Below are 25,041 nucleotides of genomic sequence, written 5' to 3'. Positions count from 1 at the left end.
GCCGCATGATGCACACCACCGCCACCATCACTGCCACCCGGAACACCAGGCGGACCAGGAGGCTGCGGAGCACCAGGCGCACCAGCACCCGGACCACCAGGGCCACCAGGACCTGCCTCCGGCACCAGGCTCGTCGGCACATAACCCCCGGCCGGCGTCCCGGGCGCACCCGGACCACTCGGCGCAGGAGGCGTACCACCGGCGCCCGCACCCGGCGTACCCGGAGCACCGGGCGGCGGCGGAGTCGTCGAACCGGCTCCGCGCGCACCCGGCGGCGGGCCCTGCGCCTTGCTCGTCGCCGCATCGGCGATGTCACCGGCACCCGGGCTCTGCTGCGCACCCGGACCCGACTCACCGCCCGGCGCCCCCGGAGCCCCGGGCGCACCAGGAGCCGCCGGCCCGCCCTGCGGACGTCGCGTCGGATCGATAGAAGGAGCCACCGCCGTGGCCGGCAGCTGGCTGCCCCCCGACATCAGCGCAGTCTTCGCGTCGGGCGCGACAGCCGGCGGCGGAGTGTCGTCGTCGGCACCCGACAGCGGCGGCGCGAACACCGTCGCCGGCGGCGGCACCGAACGGTCGTCCGACCGGCCGTTGGTGTCCGTACCCGCCCACGGCGTCCCGCCGCCCGACGAGTCCGACCCGCCCTGCCCGCCGGACTGCCCCGCGGCAGGCCACCCCGCGCCACCGGAACCACCGGACGCCGCGGCAGGCGCGGGCGACGGCCCCGGATCCGTCGGAGCAAGCGGCTGCGGAGCCGGATCGGGCCCACCCGCAGCCGCCGGAGCACCCGCCCCGGCCGAATCGCCCGCGGACCCCGAACGCCGGTCCGGAATCCCCATGTTGTCCGCCGCCTCCTGCAACCACTCCGGCGGAGTCAGCAGGAACGACGTCTGATTCAGATCGATACGCTCCGGCTGCGGCGCCGGCTCCTCGGGAGCAGCATCCGGTACGCCGTACTCCTCCTCGTACCGCCGAATCACCTCGCCCACCGGCAGACCCGGCCACAGCGAAGCCTCGCCACTGTCCCGCGCGATCACCAGACGCTGCCGCCCGCCGTCCGAGACCGGACCGCCCTCGCGGTCCTCCGCCCAGACCACGAAGCCCAGCTCGAACTCCCGCACCCGCACCTCACGATGCTGGTAACCGGGCACATCGCCGTTGATCCACTCTTCCGCGCGCTCCTGCGCCTGCGCGAACGTCACCATCGCGCTCACCCCTCCAACGGGACGACATGCGCGAAGCCGCCGTCCACCATCAGGTTCGCCACGGTCTCCAGCTCCGGCGGATTGCCCGCAAGACGCGTCAGGAACTCGTCGAAGTCGCCACCGCAGGGCAGCAACAGCCGCTCCATACGCTCACCGACCGACAGACCGTCCTGATCACGAGCATCGTCATACGCGCAGAACCACACGGAACCGATCCGGTCACCCTTGACCTTCACCGCGAGAATGCCGCCCTGCACGAACGCCACACCCAGATAGTCCTTGGTGAGATGGTCGCGCAGGCATTTGTTCGCGTACACCAGATCGTTCATCGCCGCCTGGTCGCGGACCGTGAAGAACGGCTGATCCACCAGAAGCCCGAGCTCCGCATCGAGCGCGGCCCCCACCGGCGCACAGCCACCCGCCGCCTTCAAGAACGCGCGGTACGCACCCGGCAGCCGGTAGCCGAGATCCTCCTCCACACCGAGCAACTGCTGCTCGGACACCGCGACACCGCCCTTGGGCAGAGCCAGATGCGCAGGCCGGGTCTCCTGCAGCGGACGCGTACCCCGCTTGCCATGGTCCACCCGCGCCGTCGCAAGCCCACCGTGATGCCGCAGCAACGCCTTGACCTCGACCGGCACCAACTCGAGCCGCCTACCACCGGGCACGTGATGCCACGTCCAGCCGTGCGGCGTCGCCACCGCCGGAATCGTGTCCCACAGATCGTGGTCCGACGCCGCGAGCACAGCATTCGCCGACACATAGTCCGTCAACCGCAGCTCGTCCACCCCGAAGCCCTCCGGAGGCTCCGCGATCTCCGCAGCAGCACGCGCGTACGCCGACAAATCCGGGTAGCCGTGCTCGTCGATGCGCACACCTCTGGGATGCCGAGCAGCCCGGACCGGATCCGGGAACTGCACGGACTGCCCGGCGTAGGCCGCGTTCGGCGGCGCGGCTGCTTGCCCGAGCCGACCTGTCGTCATGGCGGTTGCCCCCTGCGGCACTGATTTACGGATCGTGGATGTCCACAGCCTATGTGCTCCAGCTGCACCGGTCACCGGCCACCGGACCGCCACCAAGCGTCCCCCAGACACCCCGCCCCCACACAATCGCCCCCTCCCCCGAGCACTCCGTGACCAGCGATCACTCCCCAGTGACGACACACCCGTACGACACACCGCCCACCGGCCCCAGCTTCCCCACCCGGCACCGGATTTGGCAGTCTGTCCCCGCACCCCTGGGGGAGTGCACCGCACTCGGGGGGAGTGCCGGACGCGGTCGAACACCGCGGGCACGGGGAGGAACGTCACACCAATGCACACCGCACCGCAGCACGGCACGCCGCCACACACCCCCGGGGATCCACGCCTCGACTGGAGCGCCACCACCGAACCGGCCGCACCCGCACTCGGCCACCGCCGCGACGGCATCCTGCCCACCGTCGCCGCCGCCCTCTCCGTACGAGGCGAAACCCTCACCTCCACCGCCGCCCGCGGCGACACCGCCCCCACCCTGCACCCCCTCGTCCAGGACTTCCTCGACACCCTCCCCAGCAACCGCCGCGAACGCTTCACCGGACGCTGCCCCGAAGCACTCCTGCTCTCCCGCCACCTCACCGCCGTCGACGCCGGCCGCTCCAAACGCGCCCAACGCAAACCCCTCACCCCCGGCGAAGGCCGCAAAGCACTCAAACACGCCAAACTCACCACCCGGCGCATCCGCGAGGACGGCGACCCCCTGCACGGCAGCTTCGCCCACCCCTGCCGCTCCTGCACCGCCCTCACCGACCACTTCGGGGTACACATCGTCGACCCCACGGAGAACACCCGCCGATGACCGACCGCGCCCCCACCACCCGCTTCCCCGCACCCGTCGACACCGCACTGCGCAACGCCGGCTGGCAACCCGGCCGCTGGGACATCCGACAAGCGGAATACTGGGCCGACACCCTGCGCACCCACACCTCACCCGCCGGACACCGGCACACCATCTTCCCCGCCGCCGTCGAAGCATGGGCCGAATTCGGCGGACTCCACATCACCCCCACCGGACCCGGCCGACAGATCGCCCCCACCACACTGCACCTCGACCCACTCGCCGGACTCCACATGGCCCGCACCCTCCAGGACCTCGGCCGCGCCATCGCCACCGACGTATGCCCACTCGGCGAAGAACCCGACAGCCAAGCCCTCCTCGCCATCGACGCCTCCGGCCGCGTCTACACCCTCGACCACACCGGCGACTGGTACGCCGGCGCCACCATGGACACCGCCCTGACCACCCTCCTCACCGGAACCCTGCCCACCCGCCTGACACCACTCCCAAGCCCCTCCAGCGCTTGAGGAGGCCCTCCGGCAGGAGGAACAGGAGGAAACGGTGAAAGGGCGGGGAGGGGACACTCACCGGCCGGAGGCCGGAATCACCGCCGACACCCGAAACCCACCCGCATCCGTCGGCCCCGCCACAAACACCCCACCCAGCGCCGTCACCCGCTCCCGCATCCCCACCAGCCCATTCCCCCCACTGGGCAACCTCGCATCGTAAGAACCCCCCTCCGACGCCGGCCCGTTCTCCACCTGCATCGCCACCTCATCACCCCGATGAGCCAACCGCACCTGCGCCTTCGACCCCGCAGCATGCTTGTGGACATTCGTCAGCCCCTCCTGAATCACCCGGTACGCGGTCTGCTCGACCTCCGCCGGATACACCCCGGGCTCCCCGTCCACCGACAACTCCACCACCATCCCCGCCGCACGCGACTGCCCCACCAACACATCCACCTCAGCAAGCCACGGCCCCTCCGAACCCTCCTGAGGCCACCCCCTCGACGCCGCCGCCGCAGCAGCCGCACCCACCGCCGCCAACGGCGCAGCCACCTCCCCGGAACCCACCTCCCGCGACCCCACCACACCCTCCGACGACCCCTTCGACGGCTCCTCCGACTCCTCCGACACCTCCTCGGACGACACCCCCACCGACGACTGCACCGGCTCCGTCCGCAACACCCCCAACATCTCCCGCAACTCCGTCAACGCCTGCCGCCCCATATCCCCCACCAACGCGGCATTCTTCACCGCCTTCTCCGGATCCTTACGCGCCACCGCCTGCAACGCCGCAGCATGCACCACCATCAAACTCACCCGATGCGCCACCACATCGTGCATCTCCCGGGCAATCCGCGTGCGCTCCTCACTCCGCGCCCACTCCGCCCGCTCCTCCGCCCGGTCCGCAAGCAACATCAACTCACGCTCCAGACTGTCTGCCCGCTCCCGGAGACTCTCCATCAACCGCCGCCGCGCCCCCACATACAGACCGAGCAGCACCGGCGGCGCAGTCAGCCCCAGCGAAGCCGCCACCGCCATGAAGAACACAAACCACTCGCCGACCTCCAAATCCCCACGCACCGCGTCCTGCTGAGTCCGCACGAACGTCACGATCAGCGTCCCCACCACCGACATCCCCGCAAGGACCGCAGTGATACGCCGCGGCACCTCGGACGCCGCCAAGCTGTACAGACCCACCACCGACAGCAGCATCCCCATGTTCGCCGGCGTGACAGCGATCGCCACCAGCACACTCGCGATCGGCCAGCGCCGCCGAACCACCAGCGCACTACCGGCCACCAGACCGAAAAGCACCCCGACCGCCGTCGGCACCCCCGCATCCCCCGCGAAGGCAACACCCTCCGCCGCACACTCGATCGCCGACGCGACCGCGAGTCCCACATCAAGGACCGCGCTCCGTCTCCGCTGCCACCACCACGGCCCCCCGGCCGCCGGTCGGTGCTCTTCCCCCGTCGTGGTCATAGCCTCCAGCCTACGGGCGGGACCGTCCCCTTTTCCGGCGAGTTTCCCGGACTGCCCCAGCACACACCGGCAGAAAACGTCAGCCGAACCCGACCAATTAACCCGAACTGCTGAATCGCTCGCACATTCGACCCGGACGTCCGCATTCCGGACGACCCTCTGCACATGCCGGACATCACACGCATCACAGCCCACTACGCCACCCTCCGCGACCAAGCCATCGCCCTACGCCGCTCCGGACTCAGCCTCCGACAGATCCGCGACCGCCTCGGCATCCACAACAACGACCTGCTCCAACGCCTCGTCAAGGGCGAACCCCCACCGGAGTGGACCAAACGCCCCAACGCCAAGGACGACCTCCGCACCAAGGCCCGCGAACTACGCCTCCAGGGCATGACGTACGACCAGATACAGCTGGAGCTGGGAGTCTCGAAGAGCTCCATCTCGCTGTGGGTACGGGATCTGCCGAAGCCGGAGCGCCGGCGCAGCCGCGAGGAGTCCGCAGCCATCGCCAGGCGAGGCTGGGAAGCGAAGCTACGCATCCGCGAGGAAGAGCGGCAACAGACAAAGCAGGACGCCGCACGAGCCATCGGCACGCTGACGCCGCGCGAACTGTTCCTGATCGGCGTCGGCCTCTACTGGTCCGAGGGCTCCAAGGACAAGCCGTACGACCGCCGCGAGAGGGTCATCTTCGTCAACAGCGACCCGGACATGATCCGGCTCTTCCTGGCCTTCCTCGACCTGCTCGACGTCGAGCGCGACCGCATCCGGTACACGGTGATGATCCACGAATCAGCAGACATAGCGGCCGCCGAGGACTACTGGGCCGACCTGGTCGGCGCGGACCGCTCCGCGTTCTACAAGACGACGATCAAGAAGCACTCCCCCAAGACCCAGCGAAAGAACGTCGGGCCCACCTACCGCGGCTGCCTTGCCGTCAGAGTTCTACAGGGCGCCGATTTGTACCGTCGCATCGAGGGCTCCTGGTGGGGCATAGTATGGGGCGTCGCCGAGGCCGATCGACAAAATCGGACATAGCGCCCATCCCGGGTCGTCTAAGGGCAAGACGTCAGATTTTGGATCTGATCATGGGGGTTCGAGTCCTCCCCCGGGAGCACAACTCCAAGGTTCGGGTCCTGACCGGCAAGGTCAGGACCCGCCCTCGTTTCCGCCCCACTACGCCCCGGTATCCTGCGGATGTCCACCACCCGAAGCATCAGACTCGAAGGACATCCCCCGTGAGCGCCAATTCCCCGGCCGCCGTTGTCGTGCTTGCAGCGGGTGAGGGCACCCGTATGAAGTCGCGGACGCCGAAGGTTCTGCATGAGATCTGTGGCCGCTCGCTGGTCGGCCATGTCGTCGCCGCCGCGCGGGAGCTGGACCCGCGGGAGCTCGTCGTGGTGGTCGGTCACGGCCGTGACCAGGTGACCGCGCATCTCGCTGAGGCCGATCCGGCGTCCCGTACCGCGGTCCAGGAGGAGCAGAACGGTACGGGTCATGCCGTGCGTATGGGTCTGGAGGAGCTGGGCGGTTCGGTCGACGGCACGGTGATCGTGGTGTGCGGTGACACCCCGCTGTTGACGGGCGCGACTCTCGCCGGCTTGGCGGCGACGCATGCGGCGGACGGGAATGCGGTGACGGTGTTGACCGCGGAGATGCCGGATGCCACGGGTTACGGCCGGATCGTGCGGGACGCCTCGGGTGCGGTGACGGCGATCGTTGAGCACAAGGACGCCACGGAGGAGCAGCGTGCGATCCGGGAGATCAATTCGGGGGTGTTCGCTTTCGACGGCCGGTTGCTGGCGGAGTCGTTGAAGAAGGTCCGTACGGACAACAGTCAGGGTGAGGAGTACCTCACCGACGTCCTCGGGATTCTGCGTGGGGCGGGGCATCGGGTGGGTGCTTCGGTGGCGGTGGATCATCGGGAGATCTCGGGGATCAACAACCGTGTGCAGTTGGCGGATGCGCGGCGGATTCTGAACGAGCGGGTGCTGGCCGAGGCGATGATGTCCGGCGTGACGGTGGTGGATCCGGCCGGCACGTGGGTGGATGTGACGGTGACGTTCGAGCCGGATTCGGTGGTGCATCCCGGTACGCAGCTGCATGGTTCCACGCACCTCGCGGCGGGAGCGGTGGTGGGTCCCAACTCGCGTCTGACGAATACGTCGGTGGGTGCGGACGCCCGGGTGGACAACACGGTGGCGCAGGACGCTGTGGTGGGTGCGGGTGCTTCGGTGGGTCCGTTTGCGTATTTGCGTCCGGGTACGCGGCTTGGTGTGGGTGCGAAGGCGGGCACGTATGTGGAGATGAAGAACGCGTCGATCGGTGAGGGTACGAAGGTGCCGCATCTGTCGTATGTGGGGGATGCGACGATCGGTGATCACACGAATATCGGTGCGGCCAGTGTGTTTGTGAACTATGACGGGCAGGCGAAGCACCATACGACGGTGGGGTCGCACTGCAGGACTGGTTCGGACAACATGTTTGTGGCTCCTGTCACGGTCGGGGACGGTGCTTATACGGCTGCGGGGTCGGTGATCACGAAGGATGTGCCGGCTGGTTCGTTGGCTGTTGCCCGTGGTCAGCAGCGGAATATTGAGGGTTGGGTGGCTCGTAAGCGGCCGGGGAGTGCGGCGGCGCGTGCGGCGGAGTCGGCGGCGGGGAAGCCGGCGGACGAATCCTGACCGGAAAGAGGTGCGTCGAACTCGGCGTACCGTGATAGGTGCACGTATTTCGGCTGGTCCGGGCGACTGGATGCGCGGCCAGAGACAGTCTGAGGAGACAGGTGCTGTGACCGGGATCAAGACGACCGGCGAGAAGAAGTTGATGCTCTTCTCCGGACGCGCCCACCCCGAACTTGCCGAGGAGGTCGCGCACCAGCTGGGTGTCGGTCTCGTCCCGACCAAGGCTTTTGATTTCGCCAATGGTGAGATCTATGTGCGGTATCAGGAGTCGGCGCGTGGCGCGGACTGTTTCCTGATTCAGAGTCATACGGCTCCGATCAACAAGTGGATCATGGAGCAGTTGATCATGATCGATGCGTTGAAGCGTGCTTCGGCCCGCAGCATCACGGTGATCGTGCCGTTCTACGGTTATGCGCGTCAGGACAAGAAGCACCGTGGTCGTGAGCCGATCTCGGCTCGCCTGGTGGCTGATCTGATGAAGACGGCGGGTGCGGACCGGGTCGTCACGGTGGATCTGCACACGGACCAGATCGTCGGCTTCTTCGACGGCCCGGTGGACCATCTGTTCGCGCTGCCGATCCTGGCGGACTACGTGGGCGCGAAGGTGGATCGGGACAAGCTGACGGTGGTCTCTCCGGACGCGGGTCGTGTCCGGGTCGCGGATCGCTGGTGTGACCGGCTCGGTGCTCCGCTGGCGATCGTGCACAAGCGTCGCGACAAGGATGTGGCCAATCAGGTCACCGTGCATGAGGTCGTGGGCAATGTGGAGGGCCGGGTCTGTGTCCTGGTCGACGACATGATCGACACCGGTGGGACGATCTGTGCCGCTGCGGATGCCCTGTTCGCGCACGGTGCCGAGGATGTCATCGTGACGGCGACGCACGGTGTGCTGTCGGGTCCGGCGGCGGATCGGCTGAAGAACTCGAAGGTGAGCGAGTTCGTGTTCACGGACACCTTGCCCACGCCCGGTGAGTTGGAGCTGGACAAGATCACGGTCCTGTCGATCGCTCCGACGATCGCCCGCGCGTTGCGTGAGGTCTTCGAGGACGGTTCGGTGACGAGCCTGTTCGAGGAGCAGTAGGACGGCGGGTCCGCGTCTCGCGGGCTGTCGAAGATCCTTTTGGGTGCGGCCTCCCGGCCGGGTAGACTCCTGGGGTTGCTCGGCGAGGGAGGCCGTACCTGTTCGGGGTCGGTGGTCCGTTATCGACGCGCTCTTCGTAGCAGGCCAGTCGTGGCCGGGTGACCGCCACAGTTGTTCACCGCTTGCGAGGAGTGCACATGTCCGAGGTAAAGATTTCCGCCGAGACCCGTACGGAGTTCGGCAAGGGTGCGGCTCGCCGTCTGCGTCGCGCCGACAAGCTGCCGGCCGTGGTCTACGGCCATGGTGAGGCCCCGATCCACGTGGCGCTTCCGCACCACGACACCCTGATGGCGCTGAAGACGTCGAACGTCCTGATCAACCTGGACATCGAGGGCAAGAGCCAGCTGGTCATCCCGAAGGCTGTGCAGCGTGACGCGCTGCGTCAGGGCATCCTCGAGCACGTGGACCTGCTCACGGTGAAGCGTGGCGAGAAGGTCACGGTCGAGGTTCCGGTGCACGCCGAGGGTGAGCTGGCCCCGGGTGCGAACCTGCTCGAGCACGTGCTGAACACGCTGTCGATCGAGGCCGAGGCGACGCACATCCCCGAGGCCGTGACGGTCTCGATCGCGGGTCTGGACGCCGGTGACTCGGTGGTGGCGAAGGACATCGCGCTGCCGTCCGGTTCGACGCTGGTCACGGACGAGGACGCGGTTGTGCTGCAGATCCTGGCTGCGCAGGCCGAGGAGCCGGCGGCCGAGGGTGACGAGGAGAGCGCCGAGGGCGCCGAGGCCTGATTCTGTTTTCCCGGCTGTGTCCGGGAGTTGTTCGTACGACCGCCGTTCCGCCCGCGAGGTGTGGGACGGCGGTCGGCGTTTGGGTGGGTGGTCGGCGTGGGTGGTCGGCGTATGAATGGAGACATGCAGATGACTGAGGGAGCGGGTCCCTGGCTGGTCGTGGGGCTCGGTAATCCGGGTCCTGGCTATGCGGGCAATCGGCACAATGTGGGCTTCATGGTGGCGGATCTGCTGGCCGGGCGTGCGGGGGGTTCGTTCAAGCGGGCGGGCCGTGCGCAGGCGCAGGTGGTGGAGGCGCGGGTCGGTCCGCCCGGTCCTGGGAGTCGTCGGGTGGTGGTGGCGAAGCCGGCTTCGTATATGAATCTGTCGGGTGGGCCGGTGTCGGCGCTGCGGGATTTCTACAAGGTGCCGGTGGAGCAGGTTGTGGCGATCCATGACGAACTGGACATTGATTACGGTGCGTTGCGGCTGAAGTTGGGTGGTGGTGACAACGGGCACAACGGGTTGAAGTCGATGACGAAGGCGATGGGTCCGGGTTATCACCGGGTGCGGTTCGGTATCGGTCGTCCGCCGGGGCGGATGCCGGTGGCTGATTTCGTGCTGAAGGATTTCTCGGGTGCGGAGCGCAAGGAGCTCGGGTATTTCGTGGATCGTGCGGCGGATGCGGTGGAGGCGCTGGTCCTGGAGGGCTTGGAGCGTGCGCAGAGTACGTACAACTCCTGAGGTATGGGGGTGAACCCGCAGCGCAGGGGCGTGCGGCGGGCGTGTGCGGTGCACATGTCCTGATGTAGCGGGACGGACCTGAACGGGCCGGTGCCGGTGAGTTGACGGGTGTGGCGGCATGGCCAAGGATCGCGGCCATGCCTGCCCTTCCCGCCAAACGTTCGACGTCGAGATCCGGCCATGCCGGGCGTGGTCGTTCACGTCGTACGGGTGGCGGCCGGCAGGGGTTGCTGACGGCCGGGCGGGTGGCTGCGACGGTGTGTGTGGCGGTGCTGCTCGTGGTGGCGGGTGTGTGGGCGTCGTGGGGTACGGCGCAGCATGTGATGCTGTCGAACGGTCGGGAGCGCGGGACGCTGACGGTGGCGGAGTGCGGTGAGGACCGGTGCAGTGGTTCGTATGCGCCGCGTTCGCCGGGTTCTCAGGCGCGGTCGCGGGTGGTGATCGACCGGTCGATCGATGTGCGCAAGGGGGCGCGGTTGCCGGTGGTGGTGAAGCCGGGGAGTTCCGAGGTGGTGCGTACGGGGGCGGCGGGTTTCTTCCATGCGTGGATGCCGCTGGGGGGTGCGCTGGTGTTTGCGGGTGTGGTGGTGGGTGGCTGGCTGCGGTTGACGCGGGTGGCGTGGGTGACGGGGCTTTCGGGGGCGCTGTTGCTCGGTGCGGCGTTCGTGGCGCTCTGAGTCCGCTTCGCGCATACGACTGCCCCCACTGCGCCGTACGTACGGGCCGGGTGGGGGCAGTCGTGTGCGGGTGAACTTGCTTGTGGTCAGCCGGTGTTGCGGAGTCCTGCGGCGACGCCGTTGACGGTGAGGAGGAGTGCGCGGGCGAGCAGCGGGTCGGGTTCCTGGCCGGCTGCGGCGGTGTCGCGCTGGCGCTTGAGCAGGGCGACCTGGAGGTAGGAGATCGGGTCGAGGTAGGCGTCCCGGATGGAGAACGTCTGCTGGAGGACGGGGTTGCCGTCGAGGAGTTGCTTGCCGCCGGTGATGCGCAGTACCTCGGCGACGGTGAGGGCGTGCTCTTCCTCGATGGCGTCGAAGACGTGCTTGAGCTCGTCGGGTACGAGGGTGTCGACGTAGTGGCGGGCGATGCGCAGGTCGGTCTTGGCGAGGGTCATCTCGACGTTGGAGATGAAGTTCTGGAAGAAGTGCCAGTGGTCGTTCATCTCGTCGAGGACGGTGTCGAGTCCGGCTTCGCGCAGGGCCTTGAGTCCGGAGCCGACGCCGAACCAGCCGGGCACGATCTGCCGCGACTGGGTCCAGCCGAAGACCCAGGGGATGGCGCGCAGGCCGTCGAGGGAGACGCCGGAGCCGGGGCGGCGGGAGGGCCGTGAGCCGAGGTGCAGGTCGGCGAGCTGGTCGACGGGGGTGGAGGCGAGGAAGTAGGTCGGCAGGTCGGGGTCTTCGACGAAGCGCCGGTAGGCGGCGTGTGCGGCGTCGGAGACGACGTCCATGGCGGCGTCCCAGCGGGCGAGTGCCTCGTCGGACTGGCGGGGCGCGGTGTGCAGGGCGGAGGCCTGCAGGGTTGCGGCGACGGTCAGTTCGAGGTTCTCGCGGGCGAGGGACGGTACGAGGTACTTGTCGGAGATGACCTCGCCCTGTTCGGTGACCTTGATCTCGCCTTCGAGGGTGCCCCAGGGCTGGGCGAGGATCGCGTCGTGGGAGGGGCCGCCGCCGCGGCCGACGGTGCCGCCGCGGCCGTGGAAGAGGCGGAGTCGTACGCCGTAGCGGTGGGCGACGTCGCGGAGGCGGCGCTGGGCGCGGTGGATCTCCCACTGGCTCGTGGTGATGCCGCCGAACTTGGAGGAGTCGGAGTAGCCGAGCATGACCTCCTGGACGTCGCCGCGCAGCGAGACGAGGCGGCGGTAGGAGGGGTCGGCGAGCATCTCGTCGAGGATGACATCGGCGGCGCGGAGCTCGTCGGTGGTCTCCAGGAGCGGCACGATGCCGATCTTCGCCCAGCCTGCGTGCAGGTCGATGAGGCCGGCCTCGCGGGCGAGGACGGCGGCGGCGAAGACGTCGTCGGCGCCCTGGCACATGGAGATGATGTACGACTCGATGACCTCGGGTCCGAAGACTTCGAGGGCCCGCTTGACGGTCGAGAAGACCCCGAGCGTCTTCTCGCCCGCGGCGTCGAGCGGCGCCGGTGAGGGGGCGAGGGGGCGCCGCGAGCGGAGCTCCTTGGCGAGGAGCTTCTGCCGGTAGTCGCGGGGCATGTCGGCGTAGCGCCAGGATTCCTCGCCGAGGCGGTCGAAGAGCTGGCCGAGTGCGTGGTGGTGGGCGTCGGCGTGTTCGCGTACGTCCATGGTGGCGAGCTGCAGGCCGAAGGCGGCGAGCGTGCGGATGGTGCGGTCCATGCGGCCGTCGGCGAAGAGTCCGCCGCGGTGTTCGCGCAGGGAGGTCTGGATGAGGGTGAGGTCCGTGAGGAGCTCGGTGGTGCCGAGGTAGTCGCGGCCGGCCTCGTGCGGGGTGCCCTTGGCGAGGCGTTCGCGGGTGTTGACGAGCTTCTGGCGTACGCAGGTGGCCTTGAGGCGGTACGGCTCCTCGGCGTTGAGGCGCTTGTAGCGGGGGCTGATCTCCGGCAGGCGCTCCAGGTCGGCGTCGAGCGAGGTGAGGAGGTCCTCGGTGGCGCCGGTGTAGCGGATGGAGTTGGAGAGCAGTCCGCGCAGGGAGTCGATCATCTCGAGGGCGTCGGTGATGCCGTGCTCGTGCTGCAGGATCAGGACGTCCCAGGTGACGTCGGGGGTGACGTTGGGGTTGCCGTCGCGGTCGCCGCCGATCCAGGTGCCGAAGGTGACGGGGCGGGTGCCGGCGGGCATCTGCACGCCGACCCGCTCCAGCTCGGCAGTCAGGTCCTCGAGGACGTCGCCGACGGCGCCGGCGTGGAGTTCGTCGAGGTAGTAGATGGCGTTGCGGGCCTCGTCGGCCGGCTCGGGGCGGACGACGCGGAGTTCGTCGGTCTGCCAGACGAGGTCGATGTTCTCGGCGAGGCGGAGGTCGAGGCGGCGGCGGTCGGCGTCGGATCCGGGTGTCTCGAGGAGCTCGGCGATGCGGCGGAGCTTGTTGAGTACGGAGCGGCGGGCGGCCTCGGTGGGGTGTGCGGTGAACACGGGCCGCACGTTGAGGTGGGCGACGGTCTGCCGCAGGTGGTCCGGGTCGGCGTCCTTGAGCCGGTCGGCGGTGCGGGCGAGGGTGCCGCCCTCGAGGTCGCGGCGGGTGCGCAGCTCGCGGCCGCGGTGCACCTGCTCGGTGACGTTGGCGAGGTGGAAGTAGGTGGAGAAGGCGCGGACCAGCTTGGCCGCGGTCTCCAGTTCGGTGTCGCCGAGGAGCCGGGCGGCGGCTTCGCCGTCGCTGCGGGTGAGGGCGCGGACCTGTTCGACGAGTTCGAGCAGTTCGGCCCCTTCCTGGCGGACGAGGGTCTCGCCGAGCAGGTCACCGAGCCGGCGGATGTCGGCCCGCAGCTCGGCGCTGGTCGTGGTGTTCTGCTGGTCGGCACTGCTCACAGGTGCGGCTCCTTGCAGTCATGAGGAGGTGCGTCGCACCGCGTGGCCCGCCGCGAGGGTGCTTCGCGGGAGCCGGACGGCGCGTCTGGAGGGGATCCGGCGGTCCGGGGTGGGTATTCGTGAATCGTGAAAGCCGGATTCCCGGAGCGGACCACGCTGTCCGACCCCACCAGGATAGGTCTCGATTCCAGCCTGCCCGCCTCGACCTCTTGCCTCCCGCTTCCGCACTGCCATACTTACGTCGCCGTAGGTTACGCGCCCGTAGGGCGTACCCGGCCGTTGCCGTGACCAGGCACTGCTGTCGTCATCCCTCAACACCCCACAGGGGACGCCCATGACCCCGAGCTCCGATGTGAGCAACCGCTCCGATGTGATCGATCCCCCGCAGACGTCTGCTGCGCCACTCCCCTCCGCGACCCGCGGCGGCGAGCAGAAGCGTTCGCTGGAGCAGATCACGCTGCTTCTGTTCATCACCGTCCCCTTCCTCGCCCTGCTCGTGGCCGTGCCGCTGGCCTGGGGCTGGGGGGTGAGCTGGCTCGATCTGGGTCTGCTCGTCGTCATGTACTTCGTCGGCTGCCACGGCATCACGGTCGGCTTCCACCGCTACTTCACGCACGGCTCGTTCAAGGCGAAGCGCCCGCTGCGGATCGCTCTGGCGATCGCCGGGTCGCTCGCGGTGGAGGGGCCGCTGGTGCGCTGGGTGGCGGACCATCGCAAGCACCACAAGTTCTCGGACGCCGAGGGCGACCCGCATTCGCCGTGGCGGTTCGGGGAGACGGTGCCGGCGCTGATGAAGGGCCTGTGGTGGGCCCACATCGGCTGGATGTTCGACGAGGAGCAGACTCCGCAGGAGAAATACGCCCCCGATCTGATCAAGGATCCGGCGATCCGCCGCATCTCGCGGGACTTCATCTACTGGACGCTGCTCTCGCTCGCGATCCCGCCGCTGGTCGGTGGTCTGGTGACAATGTCCTGGTGGGGTGCGTTCACCGCGTTCTTCTGGGGTTCCCTGGTACGGGTGGCGCTGCTGCACCATGTGACCTGGTCGATCAACTCGATCTGCCATGCGGTGGGCAAGCGGCCCTTCAAGTCCCGTGACCGCTCGGGCAATGTGTGGTGGCTCGCGGTGCTGTCCTGCGGCGAGTCCTGGCACAACCTGCACCACGCGGACCCGACCTCGGCACGGCACGGGGTGATGCGCGGCCAGGTGGATTCGAGTGCCCGTTTCATCCGCTGGTGCGAGCAGCTGGGCTGGGCGTACGACGTCAGGTGGCCGTCGCAGAAGCGGATCGAGTCCCGCCGCAAGTCCGAGGCCGCAGACCCGGCATGATGGGGGACGTGGCCACGGACCCGAGTTCCACCCCCAGTTCCAGTTCGAGTTCCAGCAAGAGCGACGAGAAGCCGCCGCGACGGGCGCGCCGGACCCGGATGACCGGGGCGGAGCGCCGTCGCCAGCTCCTCGACATCGGGCGCGGCCTCTTCGCGGAGAAGGGCTTCGAGGCCACGTCCGTCGAGGAGATCGCGTCGAAGGCGGGCGTCTCGAAGCCGGTGGTGTACGAGCACTTCGGCGGCAAGGAGGGGCTGTACGCGGTGGTGGTGGACCGCGAGATGCAGCGGCTGCTCGACATGGTGACGAGTTCGCTGACCGCGGGGCATCCGCGGGAGCTGTGCGAGCAGGCCGCGTTCGCGCTCCTCGACTACATCGAGGAGTACACGGACGGCTTCCGCATTCTGGTCCGGGACTCCCCCGTCGCCCAGTCGACCGGCACCTTCGCGTCGCTGATCTCGGACATCGCCACGCAGGTCGAGGACATCCTCGGCCTGGAGTTCAAGGCCCGCGGTTTCGATCCGAAGCTGGCGCCGCTGTACGCCCAGGCGCTGGTCGGCAGCGTCGCCCTGACCGGCCAGTGGTGGGTGAACACCCGTAAGCCCAAGAAGGCCGAGGTCGCGGCCCACCTGGTCAATCTGGCCTGGCACGGCCTGGGAAACCTCGAGGCGAAGCCCCGCCTGATAGGGCATCGCAAGAGCTGAGGCCACTGTTCCCGTCACTCTTTGTGATGACGCGACGGGAACGGCCCGGCTACCGTGGAACAGCAGGCCGAGAATCCCACGCATGGGAGGAACCATGACCGCCGAGCCGATCTCCGATCGAGGCACGCGGTGGCCTGTGCCGCCGCCGAACGGCTACACCGTGGATGACCTGTTCACGCTGCCCGATCTCCCGCCGCACACTGAGCTGATCGACGGGAGCCTTGTTTTCGTGAGTCCGCAGCGAGATTTCCACACGATCATGATGGATCTACTGGTCGACGGGCTACGCCGTGCCGCACCGGAGAAGCTGAAAGTCCGACGTGAGATGGCGGTCGTGCTCGACCGGCGCAACGTACCGGAACCCGATGTGAGTGTGGTCCGCGCCGAGGCCGTCACCGGCCGGACACTGACCCGGTATCAGGCAGCCGATGTGGTGCTCGCCGTGGAGGTCGTCTCACCGGACTCCGCGGCCCGCGACCGCGATGCGAAGCCCGGCAAATACGCGGCCGCCGGAATCCCGTACTTCTGGCTGGTCGACGTGGCGGGTGCCGACGACCATCCGGTGGTCCGGGTCTATGAACTCGACCCGGTCACCAGGTCGTACGTGATCTCGGGAATTCACCGCGACCAGCTCAAGACGAACGTCCCCTACCCCATCGACATCGACATCTCGCAGGACGCACTCGACCGCCTCTGATCGGCGCGCTCAAACCTGCCCGGCAACCGGCTCCAGGAATTCCAGCCGGTTGCCGACCGGGTCCGTCGAGTAGAAGCGGCGGTGGTTCGGCAGGGTGTCGTCCCAGGTGACCTCGGCGCCGTGGGCCGTCAGGCGGGCGGCGTAGGCGTCGATGTCGCGTACGCGCAGGCCGGGGTGGGCCTTGCGGGCCGGGCGGAAGTCCTGCTCGATGCCGAGGTGGAGGCGGACGCCGCCGGCCAGGGGTCGGCTCCCCGGTCCACGAGGAAAGCTTGCGTTGTCTGGTGCGTGCTCTCGGTGTGCCGCCCGGAAGTTCTCGTAGCGGAGCTACTTGGGCTTTCGGGCGGTGCAGCGAGAGTGCGTGCCAGGCAGCGCAAGCCCTCGTGGACCGGGGAGCCGACCCCTCACCAGCAGCCGCCGCGGGCCGACAGAGGGGCCGGTTTGGCGGTCTCTGTCATGCCGAGGGTGTCTGCGTAGTACGTACGCAGCAGGGCCTCGGAGCCCGGTGGGGCGGCGAGTTGGACGTGGTCGACGGCGGTCAGCATCGGGTGGGCCTCCCGGGTCAGGTCAGGGGCTTGCGGGCGACGGCGAAGATGCGGCGGAACGGGAAGACCGTGCCGTGCGGGCCCGGCGGATAGGCCTTGCGGAGCAGGTCGCGGTACTCGGCGACGAACTCGGCGGAGGCTTCCGGATCGTCGGCGAGCTCGGTGAGGACGGGGCGCAGTGCGGTCCCCTTGACCCAGTCGAGCACCGGGTCCTCGCCCGGCAGCAGCTGGGAGTAGGTGGTCTCCCAGGCGTCCGTGGCGCAGCCGAGGTCGGTGAGCCGGGTCAGATAGTCGGCGGGGCTGAGTATGTGGACGAATCTCCGGCCGTGGGTGCCGAGGCGGTCGCGCCACTGCGGGGTGTCGCAGAGTTCACCGAGCAGGGCGTGGCTGGGGGCGGTGAAGTTGCCGGGGACCTGGAAGGCGAGGGTGCCGCCGGGGCGCAGGCCGGCGATCCAGGCGGGGAAGGATTCGGGGTGGTTGGGCACCCACTGCAGGGCGGCGTTGGAGACGATCAGGTCGTAGGTGCCGTCGGGGACCCAGTGCGCGGCGTCGGCCTCGCGGAATTCGAGGAGTCCGCCGCCCGCGGTGGTGCCGGCGTAGGACGCGGCGCGGTCGAGCATCTCGGGAGAGTTGTCGAATCCGGTGATGTGGGCGTTCGGCCAGCGCTCGGCGAGCAGGGCGGTGACATTGCCGGGGCCGCAGCCGAGGTCGGCGATGCGGGCGGGTGCGCCGGACGGGAGGTCGGGTATGCGGGCGAGCAGATCGTGAAAGGGGCGGGTACGGTGCCCGGAGTGGCGCAGGTACTGCTGCGGGTCCCAGGTAGGTGCGGCATGCATGTACAAGCTCCCTGCTTGGTGCGAGCGGGGAAGCCTCGATCGGTTGCCGACCGGCTGCCGTCCGGTCGGTGATCGGCTTCCGTCGCGACGATGCACATCACGATGCCCACACCGAACCCCAAATATCTCTCGACGTCAAGAGACTTCACATCGAGGGACCCCTTACACTGATCGCCATGGAGGACGAGGTCGATCGGCTGGTCGCAGCATGGCGTCGGGAGCGCCCTGACCTCGACGTGGAACCGCTCGAGGTGCTGAGCCGCGTCAGCAGGCTCGCACGCCACCTCGACCGGGCTCGGCGGCTCGCGTTCGCCGAGCACCATCTCGAGCCATGGGAGTTCGATGTACTCACCTCGCTGCGGCGGGCCGGTGCTCCCTATCAGCTCTCCCCCGGACAGCTCCTCACCCAGACCCTGGTCACCTCCGGCACGATGACCAACCGCATCGACCGACTGGCCAAGAAAGGCCTGGTGGAGCGGCTTCCGGACCCCAGCGACCGGCGCGGCGTACTGGTCCGGCTCACCGCCGAGGGGCGGGACCGTGCGGACGAGGCACTGGCCGCGCTGCTCGCGCAGGAGCGCGCCATCCTCGCCGAGCTCTCCCGCGCCCAGCGGGCCGAACTGGCCGGGCTGCTACGCCAGTTGACCGCCCCGTTCGACAACGTCCCCGGCTAGGTCGGCCGGTCCCACGCCGGCCCGCCGGGCGAGCGCGACGGCCGCCAGGGTGGAGTGGACGCCGAGCTTCCCCAGCACGTTCTGCATATGCGTACGAACGGTGTGCGGGGACAGGAAGAGGCGCTCGGCGACCGCCTTGCGCCCCAGGCCCGCGACCATGCACCGCAGCACCTCCCGCTCGCGCGGGGTCAGCGACTCGACGAGGCGCTCGCTCTCCGTGCGGTGCTTGCGGGCCGCGGTCAGCTCCCGCAGTACGCCGGTGAGCAGGGCGGGCGGCAGATGCGTCTCGTCCCGCAGAACTCCCCTGATCACCGTGAGCAGCCGGGACAGCGAGCAGTCCTTTGCGACCCAGCCGGAGGCGCCTGCGCCGAGGGCGAGGGCGGCGCGGCGCGGGTCGTCCTTCTCGGCGAGGACCACGGTGCGTACGGCGGGCTGGCTCGAGCGGACCGCGGTGACCAGGGAAATGCCGTCCACCAGGTCGTCCTGGCCGCCGTCCCGTACGTCGCGTACGGGGGCGCGGGCGCCGGGCACGGATGTGGCGCCCAGATCGGCGTCGACGAGCAGCACGTCGAAGCGGCGGCCGTCGGACGCGGCGCGCTCGAGGCAGCGCAGGGCCGCGGGGCCGCTGCCCGCGGCGGCGACGTCGACATCGGGCTCGGCGGCGAGTGCAGCGGCGAGCGATTCGGCGAAGATGCGGTGGTCGTCGACGACCAGGACCCGGATCCGGACCACGTGAAACCCCCAGGCTTCGTGATTCCGGGGGACGGAACTGAGCGGGTACGACGCCCGGAGCGGGTGCGCCTTGCGGTCACGGCCGCCGCCGTGGCGCTGCGCGGTGCTGCGCTGTGCTTTGCTCCGGGCGTCGTACCCGGCGTGGGCTCGCCCCCTGAACAGCATCGGCCCCCACCGATGCTTGTTCCTCAGCGTAGGCCCGGGGGCGGGCCGGGGAAGTCGAATTGCAGAACTGTTTCACCAAACGATGATCGATCCAGTCCTGCCGGCAGATCCAGCCCCTCCGACAGATCCAGCCCCTCCGGCGCTTGAGATGGGGGTCCCCCCTGCTCGAGCGGAGCCGAGAGCTTGGGGGAGGGGTCCGGGGCAGCGCCCTGGAAGCCACGTGCTTGACCGCCGGTCAAAAGATGTCCTCAAACTCCCCCAGACTTCGTCCGGGGGGACCCCCAGACGGGCTGAGAGAGTGCCCGACGGGCTGAAACGCATCGGCCTGGCGGCCTCGTCCTCAAACGCCGGACGGGCTGGAGCGGCGCCGCGCCCCCGCGGCCGGGGTCGCTGGGAAGACGCGGGGCGCCGTGAATCCCGCCCCTGCGAAGGACTCCCGTACCGCCTTCGTCACCGCGTCAGCGGTGTCCGCGTCGACGAGGACGATCGCCGATCCCCCGAAACCCCCACCCGTCATACGCGCTCCCAGCGCACCCGCCGCGAGGGAGGACTCGACCACGAGGTCGAGCTCCGCGCAGGAGATGCGGAAGTCGTCGCGCAGCGAGGCGTGGCCCTCGACGAGCACCGGCCCGATCGCCCGTACCTCGCCCGCCGAGAGCAGCTCGATGACCCGCTCCACCCGGTGGTTCTCGGTGACGATGTGCCGGACGAGGGGCCGCACCTCCGCGTCCTCGATGCGGTCGAGCGCCGCATCCAGGCCCTCGTGCGGCACATCGCGCAGCGCCCGTACGCCGAGCGCCGCGGCGCCCGCCTCGCAGCCGGCCCGCCGCTTGCCGTACTCGCCGTCGCTGTGCGCATGCTGGACGCGGGTGTCGACGACGAGGAGCTGCATCCCGTGCGCCGCCAGGTCGAACGGCACCTGGCGGCGGGCGAGGTCGCGGGTGTCGAGGAAGAGCGCGTGTCCGGCGGTGCAGCAGGCCGAGGCGGTCTGGTCCATGATGCCGGTGGGGGCGCCGACGTAGACGTTCTCCGCGCGCTGGCACAGCCGGGCCAACTCCCAGCCTTCCAGGCCGAGTTCGTACAGATCGTGCAGGGCGAGCGCGGTGACGACCTCGAGGGCGGCCGAGGAGGACAGGCCCGCGCCGTGCGGGACGTCGGACACGAAGTGCAGGTCCGCGCCGCCGACCGTGTGGCCCGCGTCGCGCAGCGCCCAGACCACTCCGGCCGGGTAGTCGGCCCAGCCGTCGCGGCGGCCGGGAGCCACCTCGTCCACCCGCAACTCCACGATGTCGCCGGGGACTTCACCGGAGGCGGAGTGCAGCCTCAGCAGCCCGTCCCCGCGCGGCGCGACCGCGGCGAGGGTGGCGTGCGGCAGTGCGAAGGGCATCACGAAGCCGTCGTTGTAGTCGGTGTGCTCGCCGATCAGGTTGACCCGGCCCGGCGCGGCCCAGACGCCGGCCGGTTCGGTCCCGTACACCGTGCGGAAGCCCTCGGCCACGGCGGCCGGATCGTCCGCGACGAAGGTGTCGGCGATGGTGTCGCGGCGGTCGGCGGTCATGCGCTCTCCCCTTCCGTCCCGGCCTGCCCGGCGTTCGCGAAGGCCCAGGCGTCGGCGACGATGCCCGCGAGGTCCGCACGGGACGGACTCCAGCCGAGCCGCTCCCGGGCCCGGTCCGCGGAGGCGACGAGCACGGCGGGGTCGCCGGCGCGGCGCGGTGCGACGGCCTCCGGTACCGGATGGCCCGTCACTTCCCGTACGGTCTCGATGACTTGGCGCACCGAGAAACCGTTGCCGTTGCCCAGGTTGCAGATCAGGTGCTCGCCGGAGGCCGGGGCGTCCAGGGCGAGCAGGTGGGCCTCGGCGAGGTCGGCGACGTGGATGTAGTCGCGTACGCAGGTGCCGTCCGGGGTCGGGTAGTCGTCGCCGTAGACGGAGATCGCCTCGCGGCGGCCCTGGGCGACCTGGAGGACCAGCGGGATGAGGTGCGACTCGGGGTCGTGGCGCTCGCCGGTGAGCACGCCGGCGCGGGAGGCGTAGGCGCCGGCGACGTTGAAGTACCGCAGCGAGACCGCGGCGAGGCCGTGCGCCCCGCACTCGCCGGTGATCATGTGGTCGACGGCGAGCTTCGATGCGCCGTACGGGCTGGTGGGCGCCGTCGGGTCGGACTCGGTGAGGGTGCTGCCGGCCGGTTCGCCGTAGGTGGCGGCGGTGGAGGAGAAGACGAGCTTGCGCACGCCCGCGGAGCGCATGGCGGCGAGCAGGGCGAGGGTGCCGGCGACGTTGTTGTCCCAGTACTTCTCGGGCTTGGCGACGGACTCGCCGACCTGGGAGAAGGCGGCGAAGTGCAGGACGCCGTCGTAGGAAGGGTCGAGCCACTTGGCGGCGTCCTTGATGTCGCCCTCGATGAAGGCGGCGCCCGCGGGGACGGCGGCGCGGAAGCCGGTGGCGAGGTTGTCGAGCACGGTGACCTCGTGGCCGGCCTCGAGCAGATGCGTGGCGACGACGCTGCCGACGTACCCGGCACCGCCGGTCACCAGGTACTTCTTGGGGGAAGTGGTCACTTGCTCGCTACCTCTCGCAGTCGCTCGGCCGCGGTCTCCGGCGGCACGTCGTTGATGAACACGTTCATGCCGGACTCGGAACCCGCGAGGAACTTCAGCTTGCCGGAAGTGCGTCGGATGGTGAAAAGCTCGAGGTGCAGGGCGAACTCGTCGCGCTGCACACCGAAGTCACCGAGCCCGCGGAACGGCGCCTGGTGCCAGGCCGAGATGTACGGCGTCGGGGGCCGCCCCTCGCCGAAGATCCGGTCGAAGCGCCGCAGGAGTTCCAGATACATCTGTGGGAACTCCGTACGCGCGGCCGCGTCCAGGGCTAGCAGATCGGGCACGCGGCGCGTGGGGTGGAGGTGCACCTCGTACGGGTAGTGCGCGGCGTACGGCACGAAGGCCACCCAGTGCTCGCCCTCCAGGACGACCCGGCTCCCGTCTCTCTGCTCGTCGGCGAGCACCTCGTCGAAGAGGTTGCCGCCGGTGCGCTCGCGGTGGGCGGCGAGCGAGCGGAGCATCAGGGCGGTGCGCGGGGTGACCTCCGGGTAACCGTAGATCTGGCCGTGCGGGTGGCCGAGGGTGACGCCGATCTCGGCGCCGCGGTTCTCGAAGCAGAAGACCTGCGCCACCGAGTCGAGGTGGGAGAGCTCGGCGGTGCGGTCGGTCCAGGCGTCCAGGACGAGTCCGGCCTGTGCCTCGGTGAGGGAGGCGAAGGACGCGTCGTGGTCGGGGGTGAAGCAGACGACCTCGCAGCGGCCCGAGTCCCCGGCGAGGGAGGGGAAGCGGTTCTCGAAGACCGCGACGTCGTAGGAGGAGTCGGGGATCTCGCTGAGGGCCTCGCCCCGGGTGGGGCAGAGCGGGCACTCGTCGGCCGGCGGGTGGTAGGTGCGGCCCTGCCGGTGCGAGGCGATGGCGACGAAGTCGCCGAGCAGGCGGTCGGTGCGGGTCTCGGAGTTCGTGGCGATGGGATCGAGGGGCCGACGGTCGACGGCGTCGCGTACGGCGTCGTCGCGCAGGTCGTAGTAGATGAGCTCACGACCGTCGGCGAGCCGGGTCGAGGTCTTCTTCACTTGGGACTCCCCACGTCCATCACACAGAACTCAACACAACAAATCATAAGCAAACACCACCGTCAAGACGCAGAACGCATCCCGACCCACCCGAAACCCCAACACTGCACCAACTCCCCCTGGGCGGCGCCCTCCCAGTCGACCGAAAGCCCTCCAACCTCCACTCCGAATCCACCTCACTCGATCACGAACAAACAAAGAACCTCAGCGGACTGTTCATTTTTTGAACATGGGGGCGTAGGTTCGCGTCTGATCAGTTCGCGCAACGAAGCGAGTTCCCCCATGCAATACCTGGCCGAAGGGCTTCGGCTCCCCACCAACGGGCTGGACTACACGCTCCTGGCGATCTACTTCGTCGTGGTGCTCGGTATCGGATTCGCCGCCCGCCGCAGCGTGAAGACCAGCCTGGACTTCTTCCTGTCCGGCCGCTCCCTGCCTGCCTGGGTCACCGGTCTCGCCTTCGTGGCGGCCAATCTCGGTGCCACCGAGATCCTGGGCATGGCGGCCACCGGCGCCGAGTACGGCGTGGCCGTCGTGCACTGGTACTGGATCGGCGCCATCCCCGCCATGGTCTTCCTCGGCCTGGTGATGATGCCGTTCTACTACGGCTCCAAGGTCCGAAGCGTCCCCGAGTTCCTGCTGCAGCGGTTCGACAAGTCCGCACATCTGCTGAGCTCGATCCTGTTCGCCTTCGCCTCCATCCTGATCGCGGGCGTGAACCTGTACGCCATGTCGATCGTCGTGGAGGCACTGCTCGGCTGGCCGCAGTGGGTGTCGATCGTCGTCGCGGGCATCTTCGTCCTGGCGTACATCACGATCGGCGGCCTGTCCTCGGCGATCTACAACGAGGTGCTGCAGTTCTTCGTGATCCTCGCCGCGCTCATCCCGCTCACCGTGCTCGCCCTCAAGCGGGTCGGCGGCTGGGACGGCCTCACGGACTCGCTGGCCAAGAGCCACGGCGACAACTTCCTCAGCGCCTGGGGCGGTACGGGCATCGGTGACGCCAACCCGCTCGGCGCCAACTGGCTCACGATCATCCTCGGCCTCGGCTTCGTGCTCTCCTTCGGCTACTGGACCACCAACTTCGCCGAGGTGCAGCGCGCCCTGTCGGCGAAGAACATGTCGGCCGCCAAGCGCACCCCGCTGATCGCCGCCTTCCCGAAGATCTTCATCGTGTTCCTGGTGATGATCCCGGGCCTGGCCGCCGCCGTGGTGGTCCCGAAGATCGGCACCGCGGGCTCCGACCTGACGTACAACGACGCGATTCCGGTGCTGATGCAGGAACTGCTGCCGAACGGTGTGCTCGGTGTCGCCGTGACCGGCCTCATCGCGGCCTTCATGGCCGGTATGGCCGCCAACGTCTCGTCCTTCAACACGGTCTTCACGTACGACATCTGGGGCAAGTACGTGAAGCGGGACCGGGACGACCGGTACTACCTGAGCTTCGGGCGGCTGATCACGGCGATCGGTGTGGTGGCCTCGATCGGCACGGCCTTCGTGGCCGCCAGCTTCTCGAACATCATGACGTACCTGCAGACGCTGTTCACCTTCTTCAACGTCCCGATGTTCGTCGTCTTCATCATCGGCATGTTCTGGAAGCGGGCCTCCATGAAGTCGGGTGTCTGGGGTCTGCTCGCGGGCACCAGCGCGGCGATGGTCAACTACTTCGTGCTGTACAAGCAGGGCATCATCGACATCCCCAGCGACCAGGGCGCCAACTTCGTCTCTGCGATCGTGGGATTCGTGGCCGGTGCCGTCGTGATGGTGGCGGTCACCCTGTTCACCACGCCGAAGCCCGAGTCCGAGCTCGCGGGACTCGTCTACGGCATGCCGAGCCCGGAGGTGGAGGCACCGCCGGAGGAGGGCGACCTGGCCTGGTACCGCAAGCCCGCGCTGCTCGGCTGGAGCGCGCTCATCATCTCCGCCGCCTGCTACATCCCGTACTCGTTCTGACCGAT

At 69.1% G+C, this 25,041-nt stretch carries 21 protein-coding genes, 1 tRNA gene and 3 pseudogenes; 14 read left to right on the top strand and 11 right to left on the bottom strand.

Translation table 11 applies throughout. From position 1 onward, the window contains the following. Together DY218_RS34710 and DY218_RS00445 are read right to left on the bottom strand one after the other, a co-directional pair. A pseudogene (locus tag DY218_RS34710) lies at window positions 1-1,205 on the bottom strand (SUKH-4 family immunity protein); the annotation flags it as partial. Window positions 1,206-1,210: 5 nt separating this feature from the next. Continuing rightward, on the bottom strand, window positions 1,211-2,188 hold the full coding sequence (locus DY218_RS00445) for an SMI1/KNR4 family protein (protein ID WP_128553888.1): 978 nt from the start codon (window positions 2,186-2,188) through the stop codon (window positions 1,211-1,213). A 331-nt stretch (window positions 2,189-2,519) separates the two neighbouring features. Between DY218_RS00445 and DY218_RS00440 the strand changes: the two genes are divergently transcribed. After that, window positions 2,520-3,041 carry a YwqJ-related putative deaminase gene (locus DY218_RS00440; protein WP_128553887.1) on the top strand — a complete coding sequence of 174 codons (522 nt, stop codon included), beginning with the start codon at window positions 2,520-2,522 and terminating at the stop codon, window positions 3,039-3,041. Then, window positions 3,038-3,547: an SUKH-3 domain-containing protein gene (locus tag DY218_RS00435; protein WP_128553886.1), complete on the top strand. Its 510-nt coding sequence runs from the start codon at window positions 3,038-3,040 to the stop codon at window positions 3,545-3,547. The genes DY218_RS00440 and DY218_RS00435 overlap by 4 nt, the downstream gene beginning before the upstream one ends. Before the next feature lie 57 nt (window positions 3,548-3,604). On the opposite strand, the gene DY218_RS00430 is transcribed toward DY218_RS00435, so the two are convergent. Continuing rightward, window positions 3,605-5,011, bottom strand: coding sequence for a sensor histidine kinase (locus DY218_RS00430; protein WP_128553885.1), 1,407 nt, complete (start codon window positions 5,009-5,011; stop codon window positions 3,605-3,607). A gap of 165 nt (window positions 5,012-5,176) precedes the next feature. Here DY218_RS00430 and DY218_RS00425 point away from each other — a divergent pair, with 165 nt between their 5' ends. From DY218_RS00425 to DY218_RS00395, 7 genes are all read left to right on the top strand, one after another. Further along, window positions 5,177-6,049 (top strand): hypothetical protein, encoded by an 873-nt coding sequence (locus DY218_RS00425; protein WP_128553884.1) that lies wholly within the window; start codon window positions 5,177-5,179, stop codon window positions 6,047-6,049. A gap of 6 nt (window positions 6,050-6,055) precedes the next feature. Continuing rightward, a tRNA-Gln gene (locus DY218_RS00420) sits at window positions 6,056-6,126 on the top strand. 123 nt (window positions 6,127-6,249) lie between these two features. Continuing rightward, a complete protein-coding gene (gene glmU, locus DY218_RS00415) occupies window positions 6,250-7,695 on the top strand; it encodes a bifunctional UDP-N-acetylglucosamine diphosphorylase/glucosamine-1-phosphate N-acetyltransferase GlmU (RefSeq protein ID WP_128553883.1) in 1,446 nt (481 codons plus the stop codon). A 106-nt stretch (window positions 7,696-7,801) separates the two neighbouring features. After that, window positions 7,802-8,776, top strand: a complete 975-nt coding sequence (locus tag DY218_RS00410; RefSeq protein ID WP_128553882.1) for a ribose-phosphate diphosphokinase — start codon at window positions 7,802-7,804, stop codon at window positions 8,774-8,776. A gap of 197 nt (window positions 8,777-8,973) precedes the next feature. Beyond that, entirely contained in the window at window positions 8,974-9,570 is a 597-nt protein-coding gene (locus DY218_RS00405; RefSeq protein ID WP_128553881.1) for a 50S ribosomal protein L25/general stress protein Ctc, read from the top strand. 123 nt (window positions 9,571-9,693) lie between these two features. Continuing rightward, on the top strand, window positions 9,694-10,293 hold the full coding sequence (gene pth, locus DY218_RS00400) for an aminoacyl-tRNA hydrolase (protein ID WP_128553880.1): 600 nt from the start codon (window positions 9,694-9,696) through the stop codon (window positions 10,291-10,293). A 263-nt stretch (window positions 10,294-10,556) separates the two neighbouring features. Continuing rightward, window positions 10,557-10,970: a hypothetical protein gene (locus tag DY218_RS00395; RefSeq protein WP_407703528.1), complete on the top strand. Its 414-nt coding sequence runs from the start codon at window positions 10,557-10,559 to the stop codon at window positions 10,968-10,970. An 86-nt stretch (window positions 10,971-11,056) separates the two neighbouring features. On the opposite strand, the gene ppc is transcribed toward DY218_RS00395, so the two are convergent. Next, window positions 11,057-13,789 (bottom strand): phosphoenolpyruvate carboxylase, encoded by a 2,733-nt coding sequence (gene ppc / locus DY218_RS00390; protein ID WP_128553879.1) that lies wholly within the window; start codon window positions 13,787-13,789, stop codon window positions 11,057-11,059. A gap of 334 nt (window positions 13,790-14,123) precedes the next feature. Here ppc and DY218_RS00385 point away from each other — a divergent pair, with 334 nt between their 5' ends. The 3 genes from DY218_RS00385 to DY218_RS00375 all read left to right on the top strand — a co-directional run bounded on the left by DY218_RS00385 (window position 14,124) and on the right by DY218_RS00375 (window position 16,517). Further along, on the top strand, window positions 14,124-15,119 hold the full coding sequence (locus tag DY218_RS00385; protein WP_128553878.1) for an acyl-CoA desaturase: 996 nt from the start codon (window positions 14,124-14,126) through the stop codon (window positions 15,117-15,119). After that, window positions 15,116-15,820, top strand: a complete 705-nt coding sequence (locus DY218_RS00380; RefSeq protein ID WP_128553877.1) for a TetR/AcrR family transcriptional regulator — start codon at window positions 15,116-15,118, stop codon at window positions 15,818-15,820. The genes DY218_RS00385 and DY218_RS00380 overlap by 4 nt, the downstream gene beginning before the upstream one ends. 94 nt (window positions 15,821-15,914) lie before the next feature. Next, on the top strand, window positions 15,915-16,517 hold the full coding sequence (locus DY218_RS00375; protein ID WP_128553893.1) for a Uma2 family endonuclease: 603 nt from the start codon (window positions 15,915-15,917) through the stop codon (window positions 16,515-16,517). Window positions 16,518-16,526: 9 nt separating this feature from the next. Here DY218_RS00375 and DY218_RS00370 read toward each other — a convergent pair. The 3 genes and pseudogenes from DY218_RS00370 to DY218_RS00355 form a co-directional block, all read right to left on the bottom strand. Next, a pseudogene (locus tag DY218_RS00370) lies at window positions 16,527-16,784 on the bottom strand (VOC family protein); the annotation flags it as partial. 137 nt (window positions 16,785-16,921) lie between these two features. Next, window positions 16,922-17,059, bottom strand: a pseudogene (locus tag DY218_RS00360) (glyoxalase); the annotation flags it as partial. Between the two features lie 17 nt (window positions 17,060-17,076). Continuing rightward, window positions 17,077-17,895, bottom strand: coding sequence for a trans-aconitate 2-methyltransferase (locus DY218_RS00355; RefSeq protein WP_128553876.1), 819 nt, complete (start codon window positions 17,893-17,895; stop codon window positions 17,077-17,079). 176 nt (window positions 17,896-18,071) lie between these two features. Between DY218_RS00355 and DY218_RS00350 the strand changes: the two genes are divergently transcribed. Then, window positions 18,072-18,569: a MarR family winged helix-turn-helix transcriptional regulator gene (locus DY218_RS00350; protein WP_128553875.1), complete on the top strand. Its 498-nt coding sequence runs from the start codon at window positions 18,072-18,074 to the stop codon at window positions 18,567-18,569. Here DY218_RS00350 and DY218_RS00345 read toward each other — a convergent pair. The 4 genes from DY218_RS00345 to galT all read right to left on the bottom strand — a co-directional run bounded on the left by DY218_RS00345 (window position 18,528) and on the right by galT (window position 23,083). Then, window positions 18,528-19,301 carry a response regulator transcription factor gene (locus tag DY218_RS00345; protein ID WP_128553874.1) on the bottom strand — a complete coding sequence of 258 codons (774 nt, stop codon included), beginning with the start codon at window positions 19,299-19,301 and terminating at the stop codon, window positions 18,528-18,530. The genes DY218_RS00350 and DY218_RS00345 overlap by 42 nt on opposite strands. 505 nt (window positions 19,302-19,806) lie before the next feature. Next, window positions 19,807-21,024 (bottom strand): galactokinase, encoded by a 1,218-nt coding sequence (galK, locus tag DY218_RS00340; RefSeq protein ID WP_128553873.1) that lies wholly within the window; start codon window positions 21,022-21,024, stop codon window positions 19,807-19,809. Then, window positions 21,021-22,028: a UDP-glucose 4-epimerase GalE gene (gene galE / locus DY218_RS00335; protein WP_128553872.1), complete on the bottom strand. Its 1,008-nt coding sequence runs from the start codon at window positions 22,026-22,028 to the stop codon at window positions 21,021-21,023. The genes galK and galE overlap by 4 nt, the downstream gene beginning before the upstream one ends. After that, complete coding sequence (gene galT / locus DY218_RS00330; protein WP_128553871.1) at window positions 22,025-23,083, bottom strand: galactose-1-phosphate uridylyltransferase; 1,059 nt, start codon at window positions 23,081-23,083, stop codon at window positions 22,025-22,027. Before galT ends, galE begins: the two co-directional genes overlap by 4 nt. Window positions 23,084-23,365: 282 nt before the next feature. Here galT and DY218_RS00325 point away from each other — a divergent pair, with 282 nt between their 5' ends. Then, a complete protein-coding gene (locus tag DY218_RS00325; protein ID WP_128553870.1) occupies window positions 23,366-25,036 on the top strand; it encodes a sodium:solute symporter family protein in 1,671 nt (556 codons plus the stop codon). The last annotated feature ends 5 nt before the right edge of the window (window positions 25,037-25,041 follow it).

The organism is Streptomyces triticagri, from assembly GCF_003429565.1.
Lineage (GTDB): Bacteria > Actinomycetota > Actinomycetes > Streptomycetales > Streptomycetaceae > Streptomyces > Streptomyces triticagri.
This window is presented reverse-complemented; position numbering and strand designations above follow the sequence as displayed.

Coding starts and splice junctions, on each gene's coding strand:
- DY218_RS00445 (WP_128553888.1), bottom strand. CDS start 2,188: ATGACGACAGGTCGGCTCGGGCAAGCAGCCGCGCCGCCGAACGCGGCC.
- DY218_RS00440 (WP_128553887.1), top strand. CDS start 2,520: ATGCACACCGCACCGCAGCACGGCACGCCGCCACACACCCCCGGGGAT.
- DY218_RS00435 (WP_128553886.1), top strand. CDS start 3,038: ATGACCGACCGCGCCCCCACCACCCGCTTCCCCGCACCCGTCGACACC.
- DY218_RS00430 (WP_128553885.1), bottom strand. CDS start 5,011: ATGACCACGACGGGGGAAGAGCACCGACCGGCGGCCGGGGGGCCGTGG.
- DY218_RS00425 (WP_128553884.1), top strand. CDS start 5,177: ATGCCGGACATCACACGCATCACAGCCCACTACGCCACCCTCCGCGAC.
- DY218_RS00405 (WP_128553881.1), top strand. CDS start 8,974: ATGTCCGAGGTAAAGATTTCCGCCGAGACCCGTACGGAGTTCGGCAAG.
- pth (WP_128553880.1), top strand. CDS start 9,694: ATGCAGATGACTGAGGGAGCGGGTCCCTGGCTGGTCGTGGGGCTCGGT.
- DY218_RS00385 (WP_128553878.1), top strand. CDS start 14,124: ATGACCCCGAGCTCCGATGTGAGCAACCGCTCCGATGTGATCGATCCC.
- DY218_RS00380 (WP_128553877.1), top strand. CDS start 15,116: ATGATGGGGGACGTGGCCACGGACCCGAGTTCCACCCCCAGTTCCAGT.
- DY218_RS00375 (WP_128553893.1), top strand. CDS start 15,915: ATGACCGCCGAGCCGATCTCCGATCGAGGCACGCGGTGGCCTGTGCCG.
- DY218_RS00355 (WP_128553876.1), bottom strand. CDS start 17,895: ATGCATGCCGCACCTACCTGGGACCCGCAGCAGTACCTGCGCCACTCC.
- DY218_RS00350 (WP_128553875.1), top strand. CDS start 18,072: ATGGAGGACGAGGTCGATCGGCTGGTCGCAGCATGGCGTCGGGAGCGC.
- galK (WP_128553873.1), bottom strand. CDS start 21,024: ATGACCGCCGACCGCCGCGACACCATCGCCGACACCTTCGTCGCGGAC.
- DY218_RS00325 (WP_128553870.1), top strand. CDS start 23,366: ATGCAATACCTGGCCGAAGGGCTTCGGCTCCCCACCAACGGGCTGGAC.